This is a genomic window from Clostridium boliviensis, assembly GCF_033342255.1.
Classification (GTDB): Bacteria; Bacillota; Clostridia; order Lachnospirales; family Lachnospiraceae; genus Lacrimispora; species Lacrimispora boliviensis.
On the sequence record NZ_JAWONS010000133.1, the window covers coordinates 1 to 14,984 of the forward strand.

16 protein-coding genes and 1 pseudogene are annotated in these 14,984 nt (G+C 36.7%); 7 read left to right on the forward strand and 10 right to left on the reverse strand.

Annotation, left to right across the window (positions count from 1 at the left end):
- Positions 1-17: 17 nt before the first annotated feature.
- Together RZO55_RS08990 and RZO55_RS08995 are read right to left on the reverse strand one after the other, a co-directional pair.
- Positions 18-233: an NAD(P)-dependent oxidoreductase gene (locus RZO55_RS08990; RefSeq protein WP_318063943.1), complete on the reverse strand. Its 216-nt coding sequence runs from the start codon at positions 231-233 to the stop codon at positions 18-20.
- 186 nt (positions 234-419) lie between these two features.
- Positions 420-1,543 (reverse strand): IS3 family transposase gene (locus tag RZO55_RS08995; RefSeq protein WP_439100039.1). Its coding sequence is split into 2 segments (ribosomal slippage): positions 420-1,285 and positions 1,285-1,543, totalling 1,125 coding nucleotides; the frame shifts between segments, so codons are not numbered across the junction.
- Between RZO55_RS08995 and RZO55_RS09000 the strand changes: the two genes are divergently transcribed.
- A complete protein-coding gene (locus tag RZO55_RS09000) occupies positions 1,542-2,366 on the forward strand; it encodes a hypothetical protein (protein ID WP_318063944.1) in 825 nt (274 codons plus the stop codon). The two genes, RZO55_RS08995 and RZO55_RS09000, sit on opposite strands and share 2 nt — an antisense overlap.
- Before the next feature lie 92 nt (positions 2,367-2,458).
- Here RZO55_RS09000 and RZO55_RS09005 read toward each other — a convergent pair whose 3' ends face one another.
- The 3 genes and pseudogenes from RZO55_RS09005 to RZO55_RS09015 form a co-directional block, all read right to left on the reverse strand.
- Positions 2,459-2,986 carry a YcxB family protein gene (locus tag RZO55_RS09005; protein WP_318063945.1) on the reverse strand — a complete coding sequence of 176 codons (528 nt, stop codon included), beginning with the start codon at positions 2,984-2,986 and terminating at the stop codon, positions 2,459-2,461.
- A gap of 13 nt (positions 2,987-2,999) precedes the next feature.
- Complete coding sequence (locus tag RZO55_RS09010) at positions 3,000-3,518, reverse strand: hypothetical protein (RefSeq protein ID WP_318063946.1); 519 nt, start codon at positions 3,516-3,518, stop codon at positions 3,000-3,002.
- Positions 3,519-3,861: 343 nt separating this feature from the next.
- Positions 3,862-4,322: pseudogene (locus RZO55_RS09015) on the reverse strand (transposase); the annotation flags it as partial.
- A gap of 71 nt (positions 4,323-4,393) precedes the next feature.
- Between RZO55_RS09015 and RZO55_RS09020 the strand changes: the two are divergent.
- A complete protein-coding gene (locus RZO55_RS09020) occupies positions 4,394-4,948 on the forward strand; it encodes a DNA methyltransferase family protein (RefSeq protein WP_318063947.1) in 555 nt (184 codons plus the stop codon).
- 56 nt (positions 4,949-5,004) lie between these two features.
- On the opposite strand, the gene RZO55_RS09025 is transcribed toward RZO55_RS09020, so the two are convergent.
- Together RZO55_RS09025 and RZO55_RS09030 are read right to left on the reverse strand one after the other, a co-directional pair.
- Positions 5,005-5,646 (reverse strand): NAD(P)-dependent oxidoreductase, encoded by a 642-nt coding sequence (locus tag RZO55_RS09025; protein WP_318063948.1) that lies wholly within the window; start codon positions 5,644-5,646, stop codon positions 5,005-5,007.
- Positions 5,647-5,709: 63 nt separating this feature from the next.
- Complete coding sequence (locus RZO55_RS09030; protein ID WP_318063949.1) at positions 5,710-6,117, reverse strand: Rrf2 family transcriptional regulator; 408 nt, start codon at positions 6,115-6,117, stop codon at positions 5,710-5,712.
- 350 nt (positions 6,118-6,467) lie between these two features.
- Here RZO55_RS09030 and RZO55_RS09035 point away from each other — a divergent pair, with 350 nt between their 5' ends.
- Positions 6,468-7,220: a class I SAM-dependent methyltransferase gene (locus RZO55_RS09035; RefSeq protein ID WP_318063950.1), complete on the forward strand. Its 753-nt coding sequence runs from the start codon at positions 6,468-6,470 to the stop codon at positions 7,218-7,220.
- Positions 7,221-7,280: 60 nt separating this feature from the next.
- Positions 7,281-8,147 carry a GNAT family N-acetyltransferase gene (locus RZO55_RS09040; protein WP_318063951.1) on the forward strand — a complete coding sequence of 289 codons (867 nt, stop codon included), beginning with the start codon at positions 7,281-7,283 and terminating at the stop codon, positions 8,145-8,147.
- Between the two features lie 155 nt (positions 8,148-8,302).
- Here the strand turns inward: RZO55_RS09040 and RZO55_RS09045 are convergent, their stop codons facing one another.
- From RZO55_RS09045 to RZO55_RS09055, 3 genes are read right to left on the reverse strand one after another with little or no spacing between them, the layout of a single operon-like run.
- Positions 8,303-9,079 (reverse strand): flavodoxin family protein, encoded by a 777-nt coding sequence (locus RZO55_RS09045; RefSeq protein ID WP_318063952.1) that lies wholly within the window; start codon positions 9,077-9,079, stop codon positions 8,303-8,305.
- Between the two features lie 52 nt (positions 9,080-9,131).
- Positions 9,132-10,439 carry an acyl-CoA thioesterase/bile acid-CoA:amino acid N-acyltransferase family protein gene (locus RZO55_RS09050; protein WP_318063953.1) on the reverse strand — a complete coding sequence of 436 codons (1,308 nt, stop codon included), beginning with the start codon at positions 10,437-10,439 and terminating at the stop codon, positions 9,132-9,134.
- 15 nt (positions 10,440-10,454) lie between these two features.
- Entirely contained in the window at positions 10,455-10,919 is a 465-nt protein-coding gene (locus RZO55_RS09055) for a MarR family winged helix-turn-helix transcriptional regulator (protein WP_318063954.1), read from the reverse strand.
- Between the two features lie 397 nt (positions 10,920-11,316).
- Here RZO55_RS09055 and RZO55_RS09060 point away from each other — a divergent pair, with 397 nt between their 5' ends.
- From RZO55_RS09060 to RZO55_RS09070, 3 genes are all read left to right on the forward strand, one after another.
- The gene (locus RZO55_RS09060) at positions 11,317-12,993 is read left to right on the forward strand and encodes a peptide ABC transporter substrate-binding protein (protein WP_318063955.1); all 1,677 of its coding nucleotides are present in this window, start codon (positions 11,317-11,319) and stop codon (positions 12,991-12,993) included.
- A 135-nt stretch (positions 12,994-13,128) separates the two neighbouring features.
- Positions 13,129-14,067 (forward strand): ABC transporter permease, encoded by a 939-nt coding sequence (locus RZO55_RS09065; protein ID WP_318063956.1) that lies wholly within the window; start codon positions 13,129-13,131, stop codon positions 14,065-14,067.
- Positions 14,068-14,069: 2 nt separating this feature from the next.
- A complete protein-coding gene (locus RZO55_RS09070) occupies positions 14,070-14,975 on the forward strand; it encodes an ABC transporter permease (RefSeq protein ID WP_318063957.1) in 906 nt (301 codons plus the stop codon).
- The last annotated feature ends 9 nt before the right edge of the window (positions 14,976-14,984 follow it).

The following is a 14,984-nucleotide window of genomic DNA, read 5'->3' on the forward strand; positions in this document are numbered from 1 at the left end:
ATAGTTTAAATTCTATATTATTGATTACATACGGTAAATCTGGTACGGATAAACTGTGGATTTTCCACTTCATCCAAAATAGCAACAGCCATGGTTCCGCTTGTCACAACTGATTCGCCTTTGGAGGAGGTCAGCAAATGATCCTTTCCTATAACAGGGACCGTAGCTTCTCCTGGGACAAATTCAGCCGATGGGGATACGCCTACCCAGTTCACATTTTCAATGTTTCTCAAAAAATTAAGGGTTTTATATGCCTCCACTGGAATGGAAATCCAGGGTGCGACATCAGGTATGGTTTTCAAAGTGTCTAGAAACAGCTTGTTGTTTTCATCTAACAGGCTGGCTGCACCTAGAATAAAAAACAGTCTGGGCTTTCCGGTTTCACGGAAAAAACTTACGAGTGGATTGTCAACACTTTTTTAGACAACTTTTTTAAGGTTAGTAAGTCGATACTCTTTGGGGGTCAAATAACCAAGCGAGGAATGAATCCTATGGTTATTAAACCAGTTTACATAATCAGCCAATTCGTATTGTAACTGCTCTAGCGTCTCATATTCCTGACCTTTCATAAATTCGGTCTTGATTATTTTAAATGTAGCCTCTGCTACCGCATTGTCATAAGGACACCCTTTCATGCTCAGAGAGCGGCGAATGTGAAATGTTTCAAGCGTTTCATCCAGAGTTTTATTTTTAAACTCATTCCCACGGTCGGTGTGGAAAATCTGTATTTTTTCCAGATTTACATTGACTCTGGAAAAAGCTTTGCTCACCAGCTTGGCATCTTTGCTCTTGCCAGCACTGTAACCAATGATTTCCCGGTTGAACAGATCAACAAGCACACAGATGTAATTCCAGCTGTTTCCTACCCGTACATAGGTCAAATCGCTGACTACAACGTTATATTGCGGCTGATCGGAGAAATCCCGGTTTACTATGTTTTGCACTTTGGATTCATTACATTTATCCACATGCGGCTTGTATTGTGCTACGGTATAGGAAGATACAAGCCCCTCTTGCTTCATGATTCGCCCAATGCGTCTACAGGAAACCCTGAGGTCTTTTTTGGAAAGCTCCACTTTGATTTTCCGGGTACCATAATTATTCCGGCTCTGCCGGAATATCTCCCGGATTTCAGCTGGCAGACTATCTTCTGGTTGTTTCTGCGTTGCTTCATAATAATAGGAACTTCTAGGGATGTTTAGGACTTTACACATTGCTGATACAGAGTATTTGTGAGCATTTGCCTTAATCACATTTACTTTCGTCCTAAAATCAGCGCTGCTTGTTTTAAAATGTCGTTCTCCATCTCCAATTGTTTATTTCGTTTACGCAGTTCAATTAATTCTTGCTGTTCTGTGGAACGGTTATCTTTCTCGTGGAAAGAACCAGAGGTGGCAGACTGCTTGAGCCATTTATCCAGCAATGAGGTGGCAATATCGTATTCACGACAGATATCACATTTTCTTTTTCCATTATGGTACAGCTGAACTAACTGCTGTTTAAATTCATCCGCATAAGAACGGGGCTTTCTTTTTTCGGTCATGATCATTACTCCTTTTCTATCTTCTATTTTACATGACCTTAAAATATCTGTCCAATTTATTGTAGCCTATCCACATTCAACCATAGATGGATACGGCAGTAATGGAGGGGATGCAATTGAAGTTCCTAAGCCACCCACCGCAGAAGAAACTGAAAGCGTGCTGCTGGATTATTACAGGGAGTTCTTAGATGTGTGTTATGTCGTACTTCCATCTGATAAAATTAAGTTAAATCAAGCAGTTGAAATCCCTGTTTTGCCGGATAGCAAGATTATTGTTGAGGCAAGTTCAGAAACAACTATTTTTGATAATAGTGCTAAAAATCCAGGTTCTGTAATGTGTGATATAAGCAATGGGCGAGCATTTTCAGGTCAAATAGATCTTGGTGATATGATTTCTATTACCTTAGAGGGATTTGAAGAGGCTCAGAGTATTCTTGATATTGTATTTGATATAAATTCATCTGTGGAAGTAGGTGCTTCAGTACTTGAATCAGGGCTAAAAAGTGACGAAACAGGAAATTGGGCATATGTAGCATATTCAATTAAAAAAGAAGTTATGGTAAAAGACGATTTTCCACCAGTGGAATTTGTTTTCAAATTTACATATTGTGTAAAGATCCACAATGGAGGGGACCCTACTATATTTGACCCTATCTTTGCATTTGTTGAAGAACACAGAGAGGAACTAGAAATAGTCGGGGTTGCATTAATTGTTATTATTGCTGCTGTTATTGCGTGGGAGGTAGGAGCAGGAACTGCAGGAACTGTAGCGACTGGTGCTTTTATTGAAAAAATATTAAGTAAACTTGCTCAAATTATTTAAACACGATTTTATTTGATCCTTACATTATTTTTATATAGATAAAAAAAGAAAGGTTGTTTTCGCAATTTAGAGAAAACATTCATTCTTTTTTATTATTGCCTTAGCTTTATTTTTTTAACATTAGTACATTTCTTTTTTAAAAAAATTTTTAAGTTCTCTTTTGACACATTAGATAATGAGTGTTTTGTTATAATTACAGGGTTTCCTGCTTTTGTTTTCATAAAGTAATGATTTTCTGTTTCAATTATTTTAACAAAATCAGAATATGGGATTTGAATATTGATATCTGCTTCATTGATGGACACACAAAGGTACTCATCATCAAATCTGAGCTTATAAACCATATTTTCTGTATGCATATATCCTTTCATACTTTGCATATAGCGATTAACGATCGAAATTAGTTTGTGGCGATATATTAAATAAACCAATAAAGCTAAAAAAATAAAAAAGATTGACATGAATGTAGAAGCATGGAGTATCTCATATATAGATTGACATAAAAAAACTATGCTCGTTATTGTCATCATGGGGCAGATAAAGCCAGGTAGCAGATATTTTTTTGTTTCCATTAATGTTTCCTTATTTGATACGCCTATAGCTTCAAACGTATGATGCATATAAAAAAGCTCCTTACTGTATATTGTACAATTTTATTTTTTTGTTTTTATCTACTATATAATCCATCCATTCGTATTTCTCGCTATCATTATAAAATGTATTATAAACGGGAAAACACATATTTTCACGGGTAAATAGCGCGATATATTTTTTTGTCTCAGTAATACGACTAATATTAATGTAATCTATATCAAAACCGGATTCATCTGATTCTTTGGATATAGTCATATGATCATCATAAAATTTCAATTTATAATTAAAGTCTAACTGTTCAGGACTTATTACAACAAGCAGCCTTTTCATAATCAATTTTCTTCCAAGTATTTTTTCAATATATATGAATAATGCACCTATAAAAAAAATATTAGCAAGAGAATTGAACCTAAGCAAAAAAAAGAAAAGTGCCAATGATACAGATATTAATATGACAATATTGATAAATAGAGTAAATGATGGTCTGTGTAAATGTTTTTCAAAACTTTTTAGTGTTTTTTTGTTTATTGATCCTCTTACAACAAAATTAGGTTCCATTTATCTCCTTTCTTTTTATTTATATGAAGTTAATAATATAAAAGCAACGGTTATAGTGTTGGATTTTTATCTCCATCCAGTTATTACTATTATTATATTTTATTATAAAAAGTTGTGTCAATTAGTTTTAGCTTAAATGATAACAGTAATCGTGTGTTCTGGTTTAATTATCATAGCATTGAATTTAAAAATATGCAATTCGCTATTAATTATGTGATTTTATTTATTAAGCAGATAAATTAATTTTTTTGATAGAAATGTAGTACTTTAATTGTAAAATAATTTTTCCGTCTAAAAAGGAAAAATATAACAAGAAAAAACATAATTTATACTTACCTAAGTTTCCCCCATAATTATGATAGATTTCACGAATCTTATCACATATTTCCTTTTTCTCCTGACGGTATTCTTTCTTAGCTGCCTTCAGATAGTTGTAATAAGCGTTCGGTAGAATATTCATATGGATCAGAAGCCATCTCAGTCCATAGATATCCTTGTATTCGTCAATTAATCGATATGCCACTAATCGATTTCCTTCGCAAAGAATGCCGCTGCTTTTTTTAAGAAGTCGTTTTCCTTTTCAAGTTCAGCCTTTTCCTGGCGAAGCTTACCAACTTCTTCCATTAATTCTAACTGGGATTTGGCAACATCATCTGTTTGGCATTCTTCACGGTATGCACGTACCCAATTTGAAATTGAGGCTTTGGAAACGCCATATTCTGCAGCAAGACTTGCGAGAGTTCTTCCTTCTTGAATATGCTGCTTTACGATTTTTTTGCGTGTAGCATCTGAAAACTGTGTCATTGGCTTACTCCTTTTCTAATGAATATTCTACTCATTAGGCAGGAGTGTTACTTAATTGGAGAAAACATTTTTTGTATAAAAGTAAAGAAAAAACAAAATATGATGTTATTCCTGTTATGAATAAAATGGATGTAAAGAAGAATATTGGGAAAAATATTGAGGATATAAACCATTTTTTGAACTTATATGTAGATAGAGGTTTTACGTTATCACTTGATAAAATAATGGAAAACTATGGAGTTGATGTATATTGTGATAAAAATATAATTTCTAGAAGCATATTAAAGCAAAAAACATCATTGACAGACGCTGATGATTTAGGAAATGTAGATCTATTAATAACTAATGTGCCATTTGGAAAAGTAACAGATGCGACCGAACAAATAATGGAAAATGGAAAAAAGAAATATGGAAAATCATTAGAAGTAAATGCATTGTATGAATGTATTGATTTATTGAAGCCAGGTAAAATAAAGGGAATAAATAAGGTAGAAGAGGGTGGAGTTGGAATAATCATAGTTCCGGATTCTATTTTAGAAAATACGAATAAGTCAATAAGGGATTATATGATTTCTAGATGTGATATTCTTGCAATAAAAATGAATTTTTTCTCAAACTACCATTAATAAATCCAATTGTCTTACTCATAAAATATACCTCCATTTTTAGTTTGAATTCTATATTATTGATTACATACGGTAAATCTGGTACGAATAAACTGTGGATTTTCCACTTCATCTAAAATGGCAACAGCCATGGTTCCGCTTGTCACAACTGATTCGCCTTTGGAGGAGGTCAGCAAATGATCCTTTCCTATAACAGGGACCGAAGCTTCTCCTGGGACAAATTCAGCCGATGGGGATACGCCTACCCAGTTCACATTTTCAATGTTTCTCAAAAAATTAAGGGTTTTATATGCCTCCACTGGAATGGAAATCCAGGGTGCGACATCAGGTATGGTTTTCAAAGTGTCTAGAAACAGCTTGTTGTTTTCATCTAACAGGCTGGCTGCACCTAGAATAAAAAACAGTCTGGGCTTTCCGGTTTCACGGAAAAAACTTACGAGCTTTGCAGCCAGATCCAGGTGTAAATACGCTTTAGCGGGAGCTGTTGCAAAGGCATTTATAATGACATCAAAGCCCTCAAGATCTGATCTTGTTAGATCAAATACATCTTTATCAATTACTTTTACTCCGCTTCCTAACAAAGATACTGCCTTATCCTTATGCCGGACAATTGCAGTGACTTCGTGTCCGCGTGATACACTTTCTTTGTAGAGGGCAGTGCCGGCCATACCGGTTGCACCTATGATTGCAATTTTCATATTTGCTCACATCCTTTCTTTTTCTTTCAGACTCAAATTTTAATCAAATGAGTCGGAGTTGCTTTATATAAATTCTTTTATAATGTCAGCCAGGCTAATGGCAGATAACTTTTCCTCTGTTGCTGATTGTATGTTGTTGTATAAATGTTTCAATGTGACTTCTATCTTTGCCCCTACTGGACAGTTTGGATTGGTGTTGCTATGAATACTAAACAAATCCTGATGGTCTTCTGCTGCAAAAAAGATATCAAGAAGTGAAATATCTTTCGCCTCTCTGGCAAGACCTGTTACACCAAGCTTCGTACTCGTTTTAATTAGCTTTGCCTTCTTTAGACGGCTCATTAAACGTCTCACAAGGGCGGGATTGGTGTTAATGCTGGAAGCGATGTACTCAGATGTGACGGGCTGCCCCTCCATCAGTACAATCACACTCAATATATGAATGCTTACCGATAATTTAGTTGAATACATAAGTGCCTCCTTCTGTAACTATTTTAGTTACAAATATGCGTTTTGTCAAGTGCTTATTTTCCTTTTTTTCTGGTATGTTTGTTCCATAGTCCCGATTCTCCTAAACAAATGACGACTTAGGGTAGTTATATGTCATAAGAATAAACCATTATCGTTTAAGCAGTCCGCAATTTATGTGTAAAATATATTTTACGGAGCAGCTGCAAATTTTACTAGTATTATTTAGTGGGTTTGGACCACAAACATTAAGGATTAAATTTATTTGGAATATTAAAATTTTAATAGTATAATGAATTAATTAATTTTTAGTTGTAGTAAACGTTATATATATAATAGGGAGGGGTAAATAAATGGAATTTAGAAAAGTATTTGATACGATTCCAGAGAAGTTTGACAAATGGCGGCCTAAATATTGTAAAGAGGCTTTTGACTGTATTATTAACAATGCAGAACTTGATTCTTCTAAATCTGTACTTGAAATTGGTCCGGGAACTGGTCAAGCAACTGAACCGATTTTAAGAACTGATTGTAATTATCTTGCAATAGAGCTTGGAGAAAACCTTTACGAGTTTACGAAAAATAAATTTAAGGATTATTGGAATTTTCACATTGTAAATGGGGATTTTGGAAATTACGATTACGGTGATAAGCAGTTTGATTTGATTTATTCAGCAGCAACAATTCAATGGATACCTGAACAAATTGCCTTTACAAAAAGCTATAAACTGCTTAAAGGTGGTGGACATCTCGCTATGATGATGATGCGTGGAGATTATAAAACGCCAAATGAAACTCTATTTAATGAAATTCAAAACGTTTATTCCCAGTATTTTAAACCAGAAACACCGTACACACAGAAATTGATTTATCGTAACGCAGTTAATTATGGTTTTGTAGATTTTCAAGAATTTAAGTTTCACAGCAAACGGGAATTTAATGCTGAAAATTATATAGAGTATCTTGGTACACATTGCGACCATATTGTTTTAAAAGAGCCTTATAGATCAGACTTCTTTAAAGGTATAAAATCTGTAATACAAAATCATAATAATCGAATTGAATTTTACGACACTATTACTTTGTATTTGACCAAAAAGCCGTAACTAATATATGAATTTGGAGTGAAGATTATTTGTGCTTTTTATGGGAAAGGAGATATTACTATGCAATATAAGTTATATAATGATGTGCATGAGTTTTATAAAGATACATATGACGTTCTAATGCGTGATGAGGCGCAAAATATGATTCTTCTAGGCAATATTATAATCGGTAATGAAGGGAAAGATAAAACAGATTGGCGTGACTCTGCTAAGTGGGTGATGGCAACTGTTTCTGATGTTAACGGTATTTGCCTTACTGCTCTGATGACGCCTCCACATAATATCACACTTTATTCTACAGATAATATAATTAATCATCAAGCTATAAAATGTTTAATAGATGGATTGGCTGAATATAATATTCCGGGTGTGACTACCGAAAAAAAACTAGCGGACATATTTGCTAAAGAATATACTGCTCAAAAGGGATTAACATTTAAGACAACAATGAGTCAGAGAATATATGAGCTTACTGCTGTGAACCCTGATATTGAGCAACTTGGAGTTGTTAGATTATTGGAAGAAAAAGATATGCATTTTTTCCCATATTGGCTGGAAGCGTTTAATGCGGCAGTAGATTATGGAAAAACAGAAATGTTTATTCCTCAAGATGCTAACGTGTATCATTATAGATTGTCTACAAAAAAACTTTATGTTTTAGAAATTGAGGGCTCGCCTGTTTCTATGGCTGGCTTTACGAGAGAGATGCAGACAGCTGTGGGTGTAGCATTTGTATATACACCTCCATATTTTCGTGGCAATGGTTATGCATCATCATGTGTTGCACAATTAAGTCAAATAGCATTAGAGAAAGGCTTTACTAAATGTGTATTGTACACGGATTTGTTGAATCCAACATCCAATAGTATATATCAAAAAATCGGATATAAACCGATTTGCGAGTCACTTATGTTAAAATATGAGTAGTTATGGAAAAGACTTCGATTCAATAAGATGAACGGTAAAACTAATTCCGTAGTCAGAGTAGTTGCCAGATCGTTGTTAAAAACTAAAAATACGGTAAATATAACGCCGCCCAAAATGGGCGGCGAACTTATTGACTTGGTCTGGTTATTTACTATTTACCGTATTATCATTAATTTGGTGGTTATTAGTTTTTTCATTATTTTTCTGATGAATCGGGAATAGATTTTTTTGAATAGACTGATTTTTGCGTTTGTATAATATTCTTTTTCGAACCATCCATGCTCTTTCCAGTATTCAAATGATATATCCTTTTTCTTTGAGGATCCTAAGGCTTTAGATTGCATTGCCCTGAACATTGCCAATTGATATAGGGTAGGGGTTGATTCTTTGTTTTTAAATAGGTTATTAACCAAATGGTTAATATTGTTTTGAACATTCTGCTTATAAGCCTCGTCTGTTTTTAGCGTAGCTCCACAGACTCCTACAGTTCCGGCAATTTGAAATCCCCATCCAATTGCGCACATTTTCATATAGCTCAGTGTTTCTTTTAATCCAGATCCTCCTGTAGAAGAAACCAGAATTGCCCTTTTATGAAAGAAACGGGGTCTGTGGAACATGAAGGAAAAGTTATCATAAAAATTTTTCATTAATGCTGTTACATGCTGCTCATAAACGGGGCTGGCAAAAATCACAACATCGCACTCCAGCATCTTATTTAAAAGCATGGTGGTCACTTCCTTATGGGGGCAGTACTGCTCTCCTTTTGTGTAGCACAAAAGGCAGCTTTTACAGAATCCAAGTTCGATATCATTAAGATAAATATAATCTATTTGGGTTTCCTCTACCCTGTTAAAACTTTTTTGAAGCATTTCTATTACGTTAAAGCAATCCCCTTTTTTTCTTGGACTGCCTAAAATAGCTGTAACTTTCATCAGATTTTTTCTTCCTTTCCTTTAAAAAAATTTCACCAGACGAATTGTAAGTTTAAATGTTATGACTCCAATTGTCTAAAAAGTCTGTTGTTTGCCTCCAGCTTTCCAGACATGCCTGTTTCCATTCTTCCAAGCCTACATTCCATTTCTTTAGATTGGCAATTGACTGATATGGTAAAGTAAGCATATGGCCTGCTTTTTCATAGGTACAATGCTTGTAATGGTGTTGAAACTTTTTTTCGTATAGTCTATGTACTGCTGTTTCACAATGAAGGAGAGAGGGCCATATTGAATCTGATTCTGAGGAAAGAAATAATATAGGGCCATTGATCTTTTCAACGGCAATACTGGCTTTATCCGTCTCTCCCCTTGTAATTAACTGCTGATACATCCACCGTATAAGGTCTTTTTGCCCCAGCATTTTTTTAATTATCATCTGAAATAGAATAGAATTAGAAAACTTTAGGAATGGAAGTTCCTTTCCACCATAAGTCCACGAGGAATGACGTGAAGTGATCTTATCTTTTAATCCTTCATAGACATAACAACTGGGTGTGTTGGCGATTACACAGGTAATGTCAGGAAAGATTGAGGCAGCTTCAAGAACAAGTTCTCCGCCCTTGGAACGTCCATAAATTCCAATCTGTTTTTCGTCGACACTTTCCTGTTTCTTTAACCATTCAATGGCGTTTTCTATGATTTCTAGTGGGATCTGGCTCAGATTTGGTGAAGCACCATTCATTCCGAAATAACAGATTGCTAATGCACAATATCCGCGCTGAGCCAGGACCTCTGCAATAGCTTGTGCAATCTCTATTCTTCCGTCACTTCCACTTACAACAATAACTGCAGGTCTTTTCTTGATGATATCTGAGGTAAAACAGCGTGCAATAAGACCTTTTTGAACAATGGTTTCGCTTTTTATTGTTTCATCGCAGAACTGCCGGGTATGTTCTTTAGAAGTCAGAATCTCACCATTGGCCTCTACGGTAAAAAGAATATGAAAACTCCGATTTTCACTTACTTCGGAAAGTTCTTTTGTAAGTTTTACCGGACAGTGTTCCCGAATTTTCATTGAGTAGAAAAGTCCCATTGCATCACACATTTGATATGTCCCCTTAACCGGCGCAGCCTTTCCTAATGAAAGATTGCCATTATCATCTGCTATAAAAACGCCATAGGACTCCCATACTGAATTTTGTCCCTGCTCTGACATTCCCGAGTTAATGCAATAATAATCATTGCTTACAGCACGAATAATGACCTTTTGATTTTGCTGCAATCCGGTGAGTGTAATATCAACTGATTGGTCGATGAGGGATCTTTCGGGAATGATATTTATATCACAATTTGTATCCATTCTATAACCTCCAATTTATTCAAGAGAAATTTTCTCCTCGTAGCCATGCCAAGCGCTGCCGTCATAAGTAGTGAGCTTCTTCAAAAGTTTCCATAATGTCTCAGCTTCCACTTCATCAAAATCCTTAAACAGTTCGTTTAAGTAAACATTACCTCTATTATAGTAATTGTTTAAAATGTTTCTGCAATTTTCTGTGACCTGAATACATACGGCACGGCGATCGGAATCACTTTTTCCAATTGTGACAAATCCTTTTCTTTCCAGGACAGTTACCAGTTTTTTCGCATTTTGTTTTGAGTACCCCATCATGTCGGCAATTTGATTATAATTGGCCTTGGCCTCTGGCAGGTGCAGGATAGTCAGCAGTGTCATCCACTGCCGGACGGTAATGTCTCTATCTAACTTATCTCCTTCTGTTTGGATTTTATTGGATAAATAAAATATTGTAGAGAAGATTTGCTGTAAATAAAATTGTTTCATGATACCTCCTTGAAAATATAGGACAACTTGTTGTCTATTAGTATATCATGTGATTTTTGCTTGTCAAGTATTCTTATAAGTGAATTTTAAAGTAAAGATATGGTAATTATAGTGTTTTCTTCAGTTATTACACTGGTTCATTTTACAGAGAGCAGCCTGTGTTTTGCCGCTGAATTGATAAAGGTTAACAAGAGTACGTTTAGATCTCTCTTTTTTGAATGCTCTGACTTATTAAAAAAAGTATTTTGGTTAAGAATTGAAACAATTTAAAACAATACAAAATAATAAAATAAATATTGACACAACCACCACATATCTGTATAATTTAAATAATTTTATAGGTAAAATGCTATAAATTAAGACGAAACAATAAAAGTAATACAAAAGGAGAGGAAAAATGAAAAAAAGAGTATTAGCTTTAGGTACTGCAGCATGTCTGGTAATTGGAGCTCTTTCTGGTTGTGCATTTACCGGAGGTACCGGCGGCACAACTACTGGTGATTCTTCACAGAGTTCAGGTGCAAGTGAATCTGTTTCTGACAAAACGACGGCTCCGGCAGCAGGTGATCAGGTGCTTAGCATTTATGCGAACGCAGAAATCAAGACTCTGGTACAGTGGGCAGCTTCTGACAGCCAGTCCTCCATGGTAAATAACAACGCATTTGAGGGTCTGCTTCGCCTGGATGAAAAAAATGAGGCCCAGCCTGCACTTGCAAAAAGTTATGATGTTTCAGATGATAAACTTACATACACCTTTCATTTAAGAGATGGCTTGCAGTGGAGCGACGGAACTCCTTTAACAGCCAGTGATTTTGTATTCTCCTGGTTAAAGCAGATGAGCGCAGATGCGACTAACGGTTACAGCTTTATTATGACAGATTATATTGTAAATGGTGCTGAGTACAATGAGGGTAAAGTTAGTGCGGAAGAAGTTGGTGTGAAGGCTCTTGACGACAAGACATTCCAGGTAACAATTAAAGCACCTACTCCTTATTTTGCACGTTTAACCGTACTCTGCCAGTTCTTCCCTTTAAATGAGGCATACGTTACTTCAAAAGGCGACCAGTATGGCTTAAGTGCAGATAATATGATTTACTGTGGTCCTTACGTAATTACCAGCTATGATCCAGCAGTTGGTGCTACCCTCAAGAAGAATGATAAGTACTGGGATGCGGCAAATGTAAAGATTGAAAATACGCAGGTAAGAGTTATGAAAGATGCTTCTGCAGCTTTAAATGCTTATCTGGCAAATGAGCTGAGCCAGGTAGCACTTGATTCTTCCAATGTGGCTGCTTACGAGAATAATCCGGAATTTAAATCTGAAAGCGAGTTCAGAACAGAATATCTGCAGTTTTCCTTAAGCAATCCGGTTATGAAAAACAAAAATATTCGTAAGGCTGTTTCTGCAGCAATTGACCGTGATACTCTGGCTAAGGTGATCCTGGCAGATGGTTCTTCTTCCAGCATTGGTCTTGTAGCGGAAGGTATGTATGGGGACGGAAGTAAGACCTTCCGTGAGCTTAACGGAAATTTATGCCCGTTTAATGCAGAAGAAGCGAAAAAGTATTGGGAAGAGGGATGCAAGGAGTTAGGTGAGACTCCGAAACTGACACTTCTGGTACGTGATGATTCTGTGACAAAAGCTGTTGCGACTTACATACAGAGTGAGTTAAATAAGAATTTAGGCATTGATATTACAATCGATACGAAGACGGTTCAGGCTAGAAATGAATTAATGGATAACGATAATTATATGTTTGCTTCCACTGCATGGGGCGCTGACTATGATGATGCCATGACTTATCTTGATTTATGGACCAATGGTACTCCTTACCGCGGCTCCTATCAGAACGAGAATTATAATAAGCTGATCAACGATGCAAGAGTTGAGACTGATGATGCGAAGCGTCTGAATATGCTGCTGCAGGCGGAGAAACTTCTGGTTGATGAAGATGTGATTGTTGCTCCTTTGTATCACAGAGGATCTGCTACACTGACTAAATCAAATGTAAAAGGACTGGTTAACCATCCCTTCGGACCAGATGTTGAATTTAAGTACGCTTACTTTGAATAATCCGCGGCGGGCAGAGGTTTGCCCTTACAGCTAAAATGCGGGAAATGAGAAGAGCCGCCCCTTCTTTTTCGAAATTGGAGGAGGACGGCTCTTTTTGGAATCTTATGAAAATAGGAATGCAAAGGAGGATACAGCATGATAAAATATATCTGCAAGCGTCTGATTTATCTGGTGCTGACATTATGGGTCATTGTAACGGCGACATTTTTTCTGATGAAAAAGCTGCCCGGCTCTCCTTTTGATGCGGAACGTTTTAATATGATGTCTGCACAGCAGCAGCATGTTGTTTTAGAACAGTATGGATTAAATGAATCTCTGCCAAAACAGTATGTAAAGTATATGGGAAATATTCTCCATGGGGATTTCGGAACTTCTTTTACCTATACGGGACAAAAGGTAGCGACTGTAATAGGAGGAAGAATCGGTCCGTCGGCATTGATCGGAATTCAGGCGGTATTGATCGGTTTGGCTCTGGGACTTGTCCTGGGAATTATTGCGGCGTGGAAACACAACAGCGGAATTGACTATTTTACCATGATTGTGGCTGTGCTGGGAGTTTCTGTTCCCAATTTTGTGGCAGCGGCTCTGCTTCAGTATTATGTGGCTTTAAAATGGGGCATCCTTCCGGTTGGCTTCTGGACGGACTGGAGATGCTCGGTTCTTCCTTCTATTGCCCTGTCTTTTTCTGCGACTGCCATGGTCGCACGGTTTATCAGGACAGAGATGTTAGAAGTATTGGAGCAGGATTATATCATTACTGCTAAGGCGAAGGGACTGAGTCCTATGAAAGTACTGATGCGTCATGCAGTGAGAAACTCTATTATTCCTGTGGTAACTATTCTTGGACCGATTGTTGTAAATCTTCTGACGGGATCTCTGGCAGTAGAAAATATTTATACCATTCCGGGAATCGGCAGCTTATTTGTGGATAGCATTAAGGCCAATGATTATTCTACAATCATGGGAATTACGATTTTTTACAGCGCTTTTTACATTTTTGTAGTATTAATCGTTGACATCGCTTATTCTCTGATTGATCCAAGAATACGCCTGGCAGCAGGAAAGGAGGCGTGAGTATGGATGAATTATTTGTGAGGGTTCATGTGGATGAATCTGAAAAAGAACATATTGCTCATCCCAATCTGACCGCATTTCAGGAGGGATGGCTCCGTTTGAAGAAAAATAAAGCGGCTGTTGCCAGTTTGTTTACTTTAATAGCAATTGGTATTTTGGCAATACTGGCTCCGGTATTTTCTGCTTATTCTTATAAAGAAACGAATTATGATATTATTTATCAAATTCCTTCCATCACACATTTGTTTGGAACGGATCAGTTTGGACGGGATCTGTGGGTGAGAACGTGGATGGGGACCCGGATATCACTGCTGATTGCATTTGTGGCTGCATTTTTGGATTTAACTGTTGGGGTAGCGTATGGAGCGGTTTCTGCCCTTATAGGCGGAAAAGTGGATGCGGTTATGCAGCGGTTCATTGAAATACTGGTGGGAATTCCTCACTTGATTATTGTGATTCTATTGATGATGATTATGCCGGCTGGCATTTGGACTATTGTTGTGGCTCTTTCTATTACCGGCTGGGTGAATATGGCCCGTCTGGTCAGGGCGGAGATTTTAAAGCTTAAGAATCAGGAGTTTGTACTGGCAGCCCGTGTTTTGGGAACCAGCACTTCCCGGATTATATGGAAGCATCTGATACCCAATACGGTTGGGGTAATTGTCATCAATGCTATGTTTACCATTCCGTCTGCCATATTTACAGAGGCTTTTTTAAGCTTTATAGGTATTGGTATGCAGGAGCCTAAGGCCTCTCTGGGAGTTTTGATTAATAACGGATACCAGGTGCTTCGTAATTTTCCCCATGTACTGATTTTTCCTGCCATTGTTATTGTTCTTATTATGGTATGTTTCAGTATTCTTGGAGATGGTCTGCGTGATGCACTGGACCCAAGAATGAGAAAGTAGGTGAAGAGT

What these genes read in the sequence shown, in the direction of transcription:
- RZO55_RS09070 (WP_318063957.1), top strand. Translation starts at nt 14,070, where the DNA reads ATGGATGAATTATTTGTGAGGGTTCATGTGGATGAATCTGAAAAAGAA.
- RZO55_RS09030 (WP_318063949.1), bottom strand. Translation starts at nt 6,117, where the DNA reads ATGTATTCAACTAAATTATCGGTAAGCATTCATATATTGAGTGTGATT.
- RZO55_RS09065 (WP_318063956.1), top strand. Translation starts at nt 13,129, where the DNA reads ATGATAAAATATATCTGCAAGCGTCTGATTTATCTGGTGCTGACATTA.
- RZO55_RS09025 (WP_318063948.1), bottom strand. Translation starts at nt 5,646, where the DNA reads ATGAAAATTGCAATCATAGGTGCAACCGGTATGGCCGGCACTGCCCTC.
- RZO55_RS09050 (WP_318063953.1), bottom strand. Translation starts at nt 10,439, where the DNA reads ATGGATACAAATTGTGATATAAATATCATTCCCGAAAGATCCCTCATC.
- RZO55_RS09000 (WP_318063944.1), top strand. Translation starts at nt 1,542, where the DNA reads ATGATCATTACTCCTTTTCTATCTTCTATTTTACATGACCTTAAAATA.
- RZO55_RS09010 (WP_318063946.1), bottom strand. Translation starts at nt 3,518, where the DNA reads ATGGAACCTAATTTTGTTGTAAGAGGATCAATAAACAAAAAAACACTA.
- RZO55_RS09045 (WP_318063952.1), bottom strand. Translation starts at nt 9,079, where the DNA reads ATGAAAGTTACAGCTATTTTAGGCAGTCCAAGAAAAAAAGGGGATTGC.
- RZO55_RS09055 (WP_318063954.1), bottom strand. Translation starts at nt 10,919, where the DNA reads ATGAAACAATTTTATTTACAGCAAATCTTCTCTACAATATTTTATTTA.
- RZO55_RS09060 (WP_318063955.1), top strand. Translation starts at nt 11,317, where the DNA reads ATGAAAAAAAGAGTATTAGCTTTAGGTACTGCAGCATGTCTGGTAATT.
- RZO55_RS09005 (WP_318063945.1), bottom strand. Translation starts at nt 2,986, where the DNA reads ATGCATCATACGTTTGAAGCTATAGGCGTATCAAATAAGGAAACATTA.
- RZO55_RS09035 (WP_318063950.1), top strand. Translation starts at nt 6,468, where the DNA reads ATGGAATTTAGAAAAGTATTTGATACGATTCCAGAGAAGTTTGACAAA.
- RZO55_RS09040 (WP_318063951.1), top strand. Translation starts at nt 7,281, where the DNA reads ATGCAATATAAGTTATATAATGATGTGCATGAGTTTTATAAAGATACA.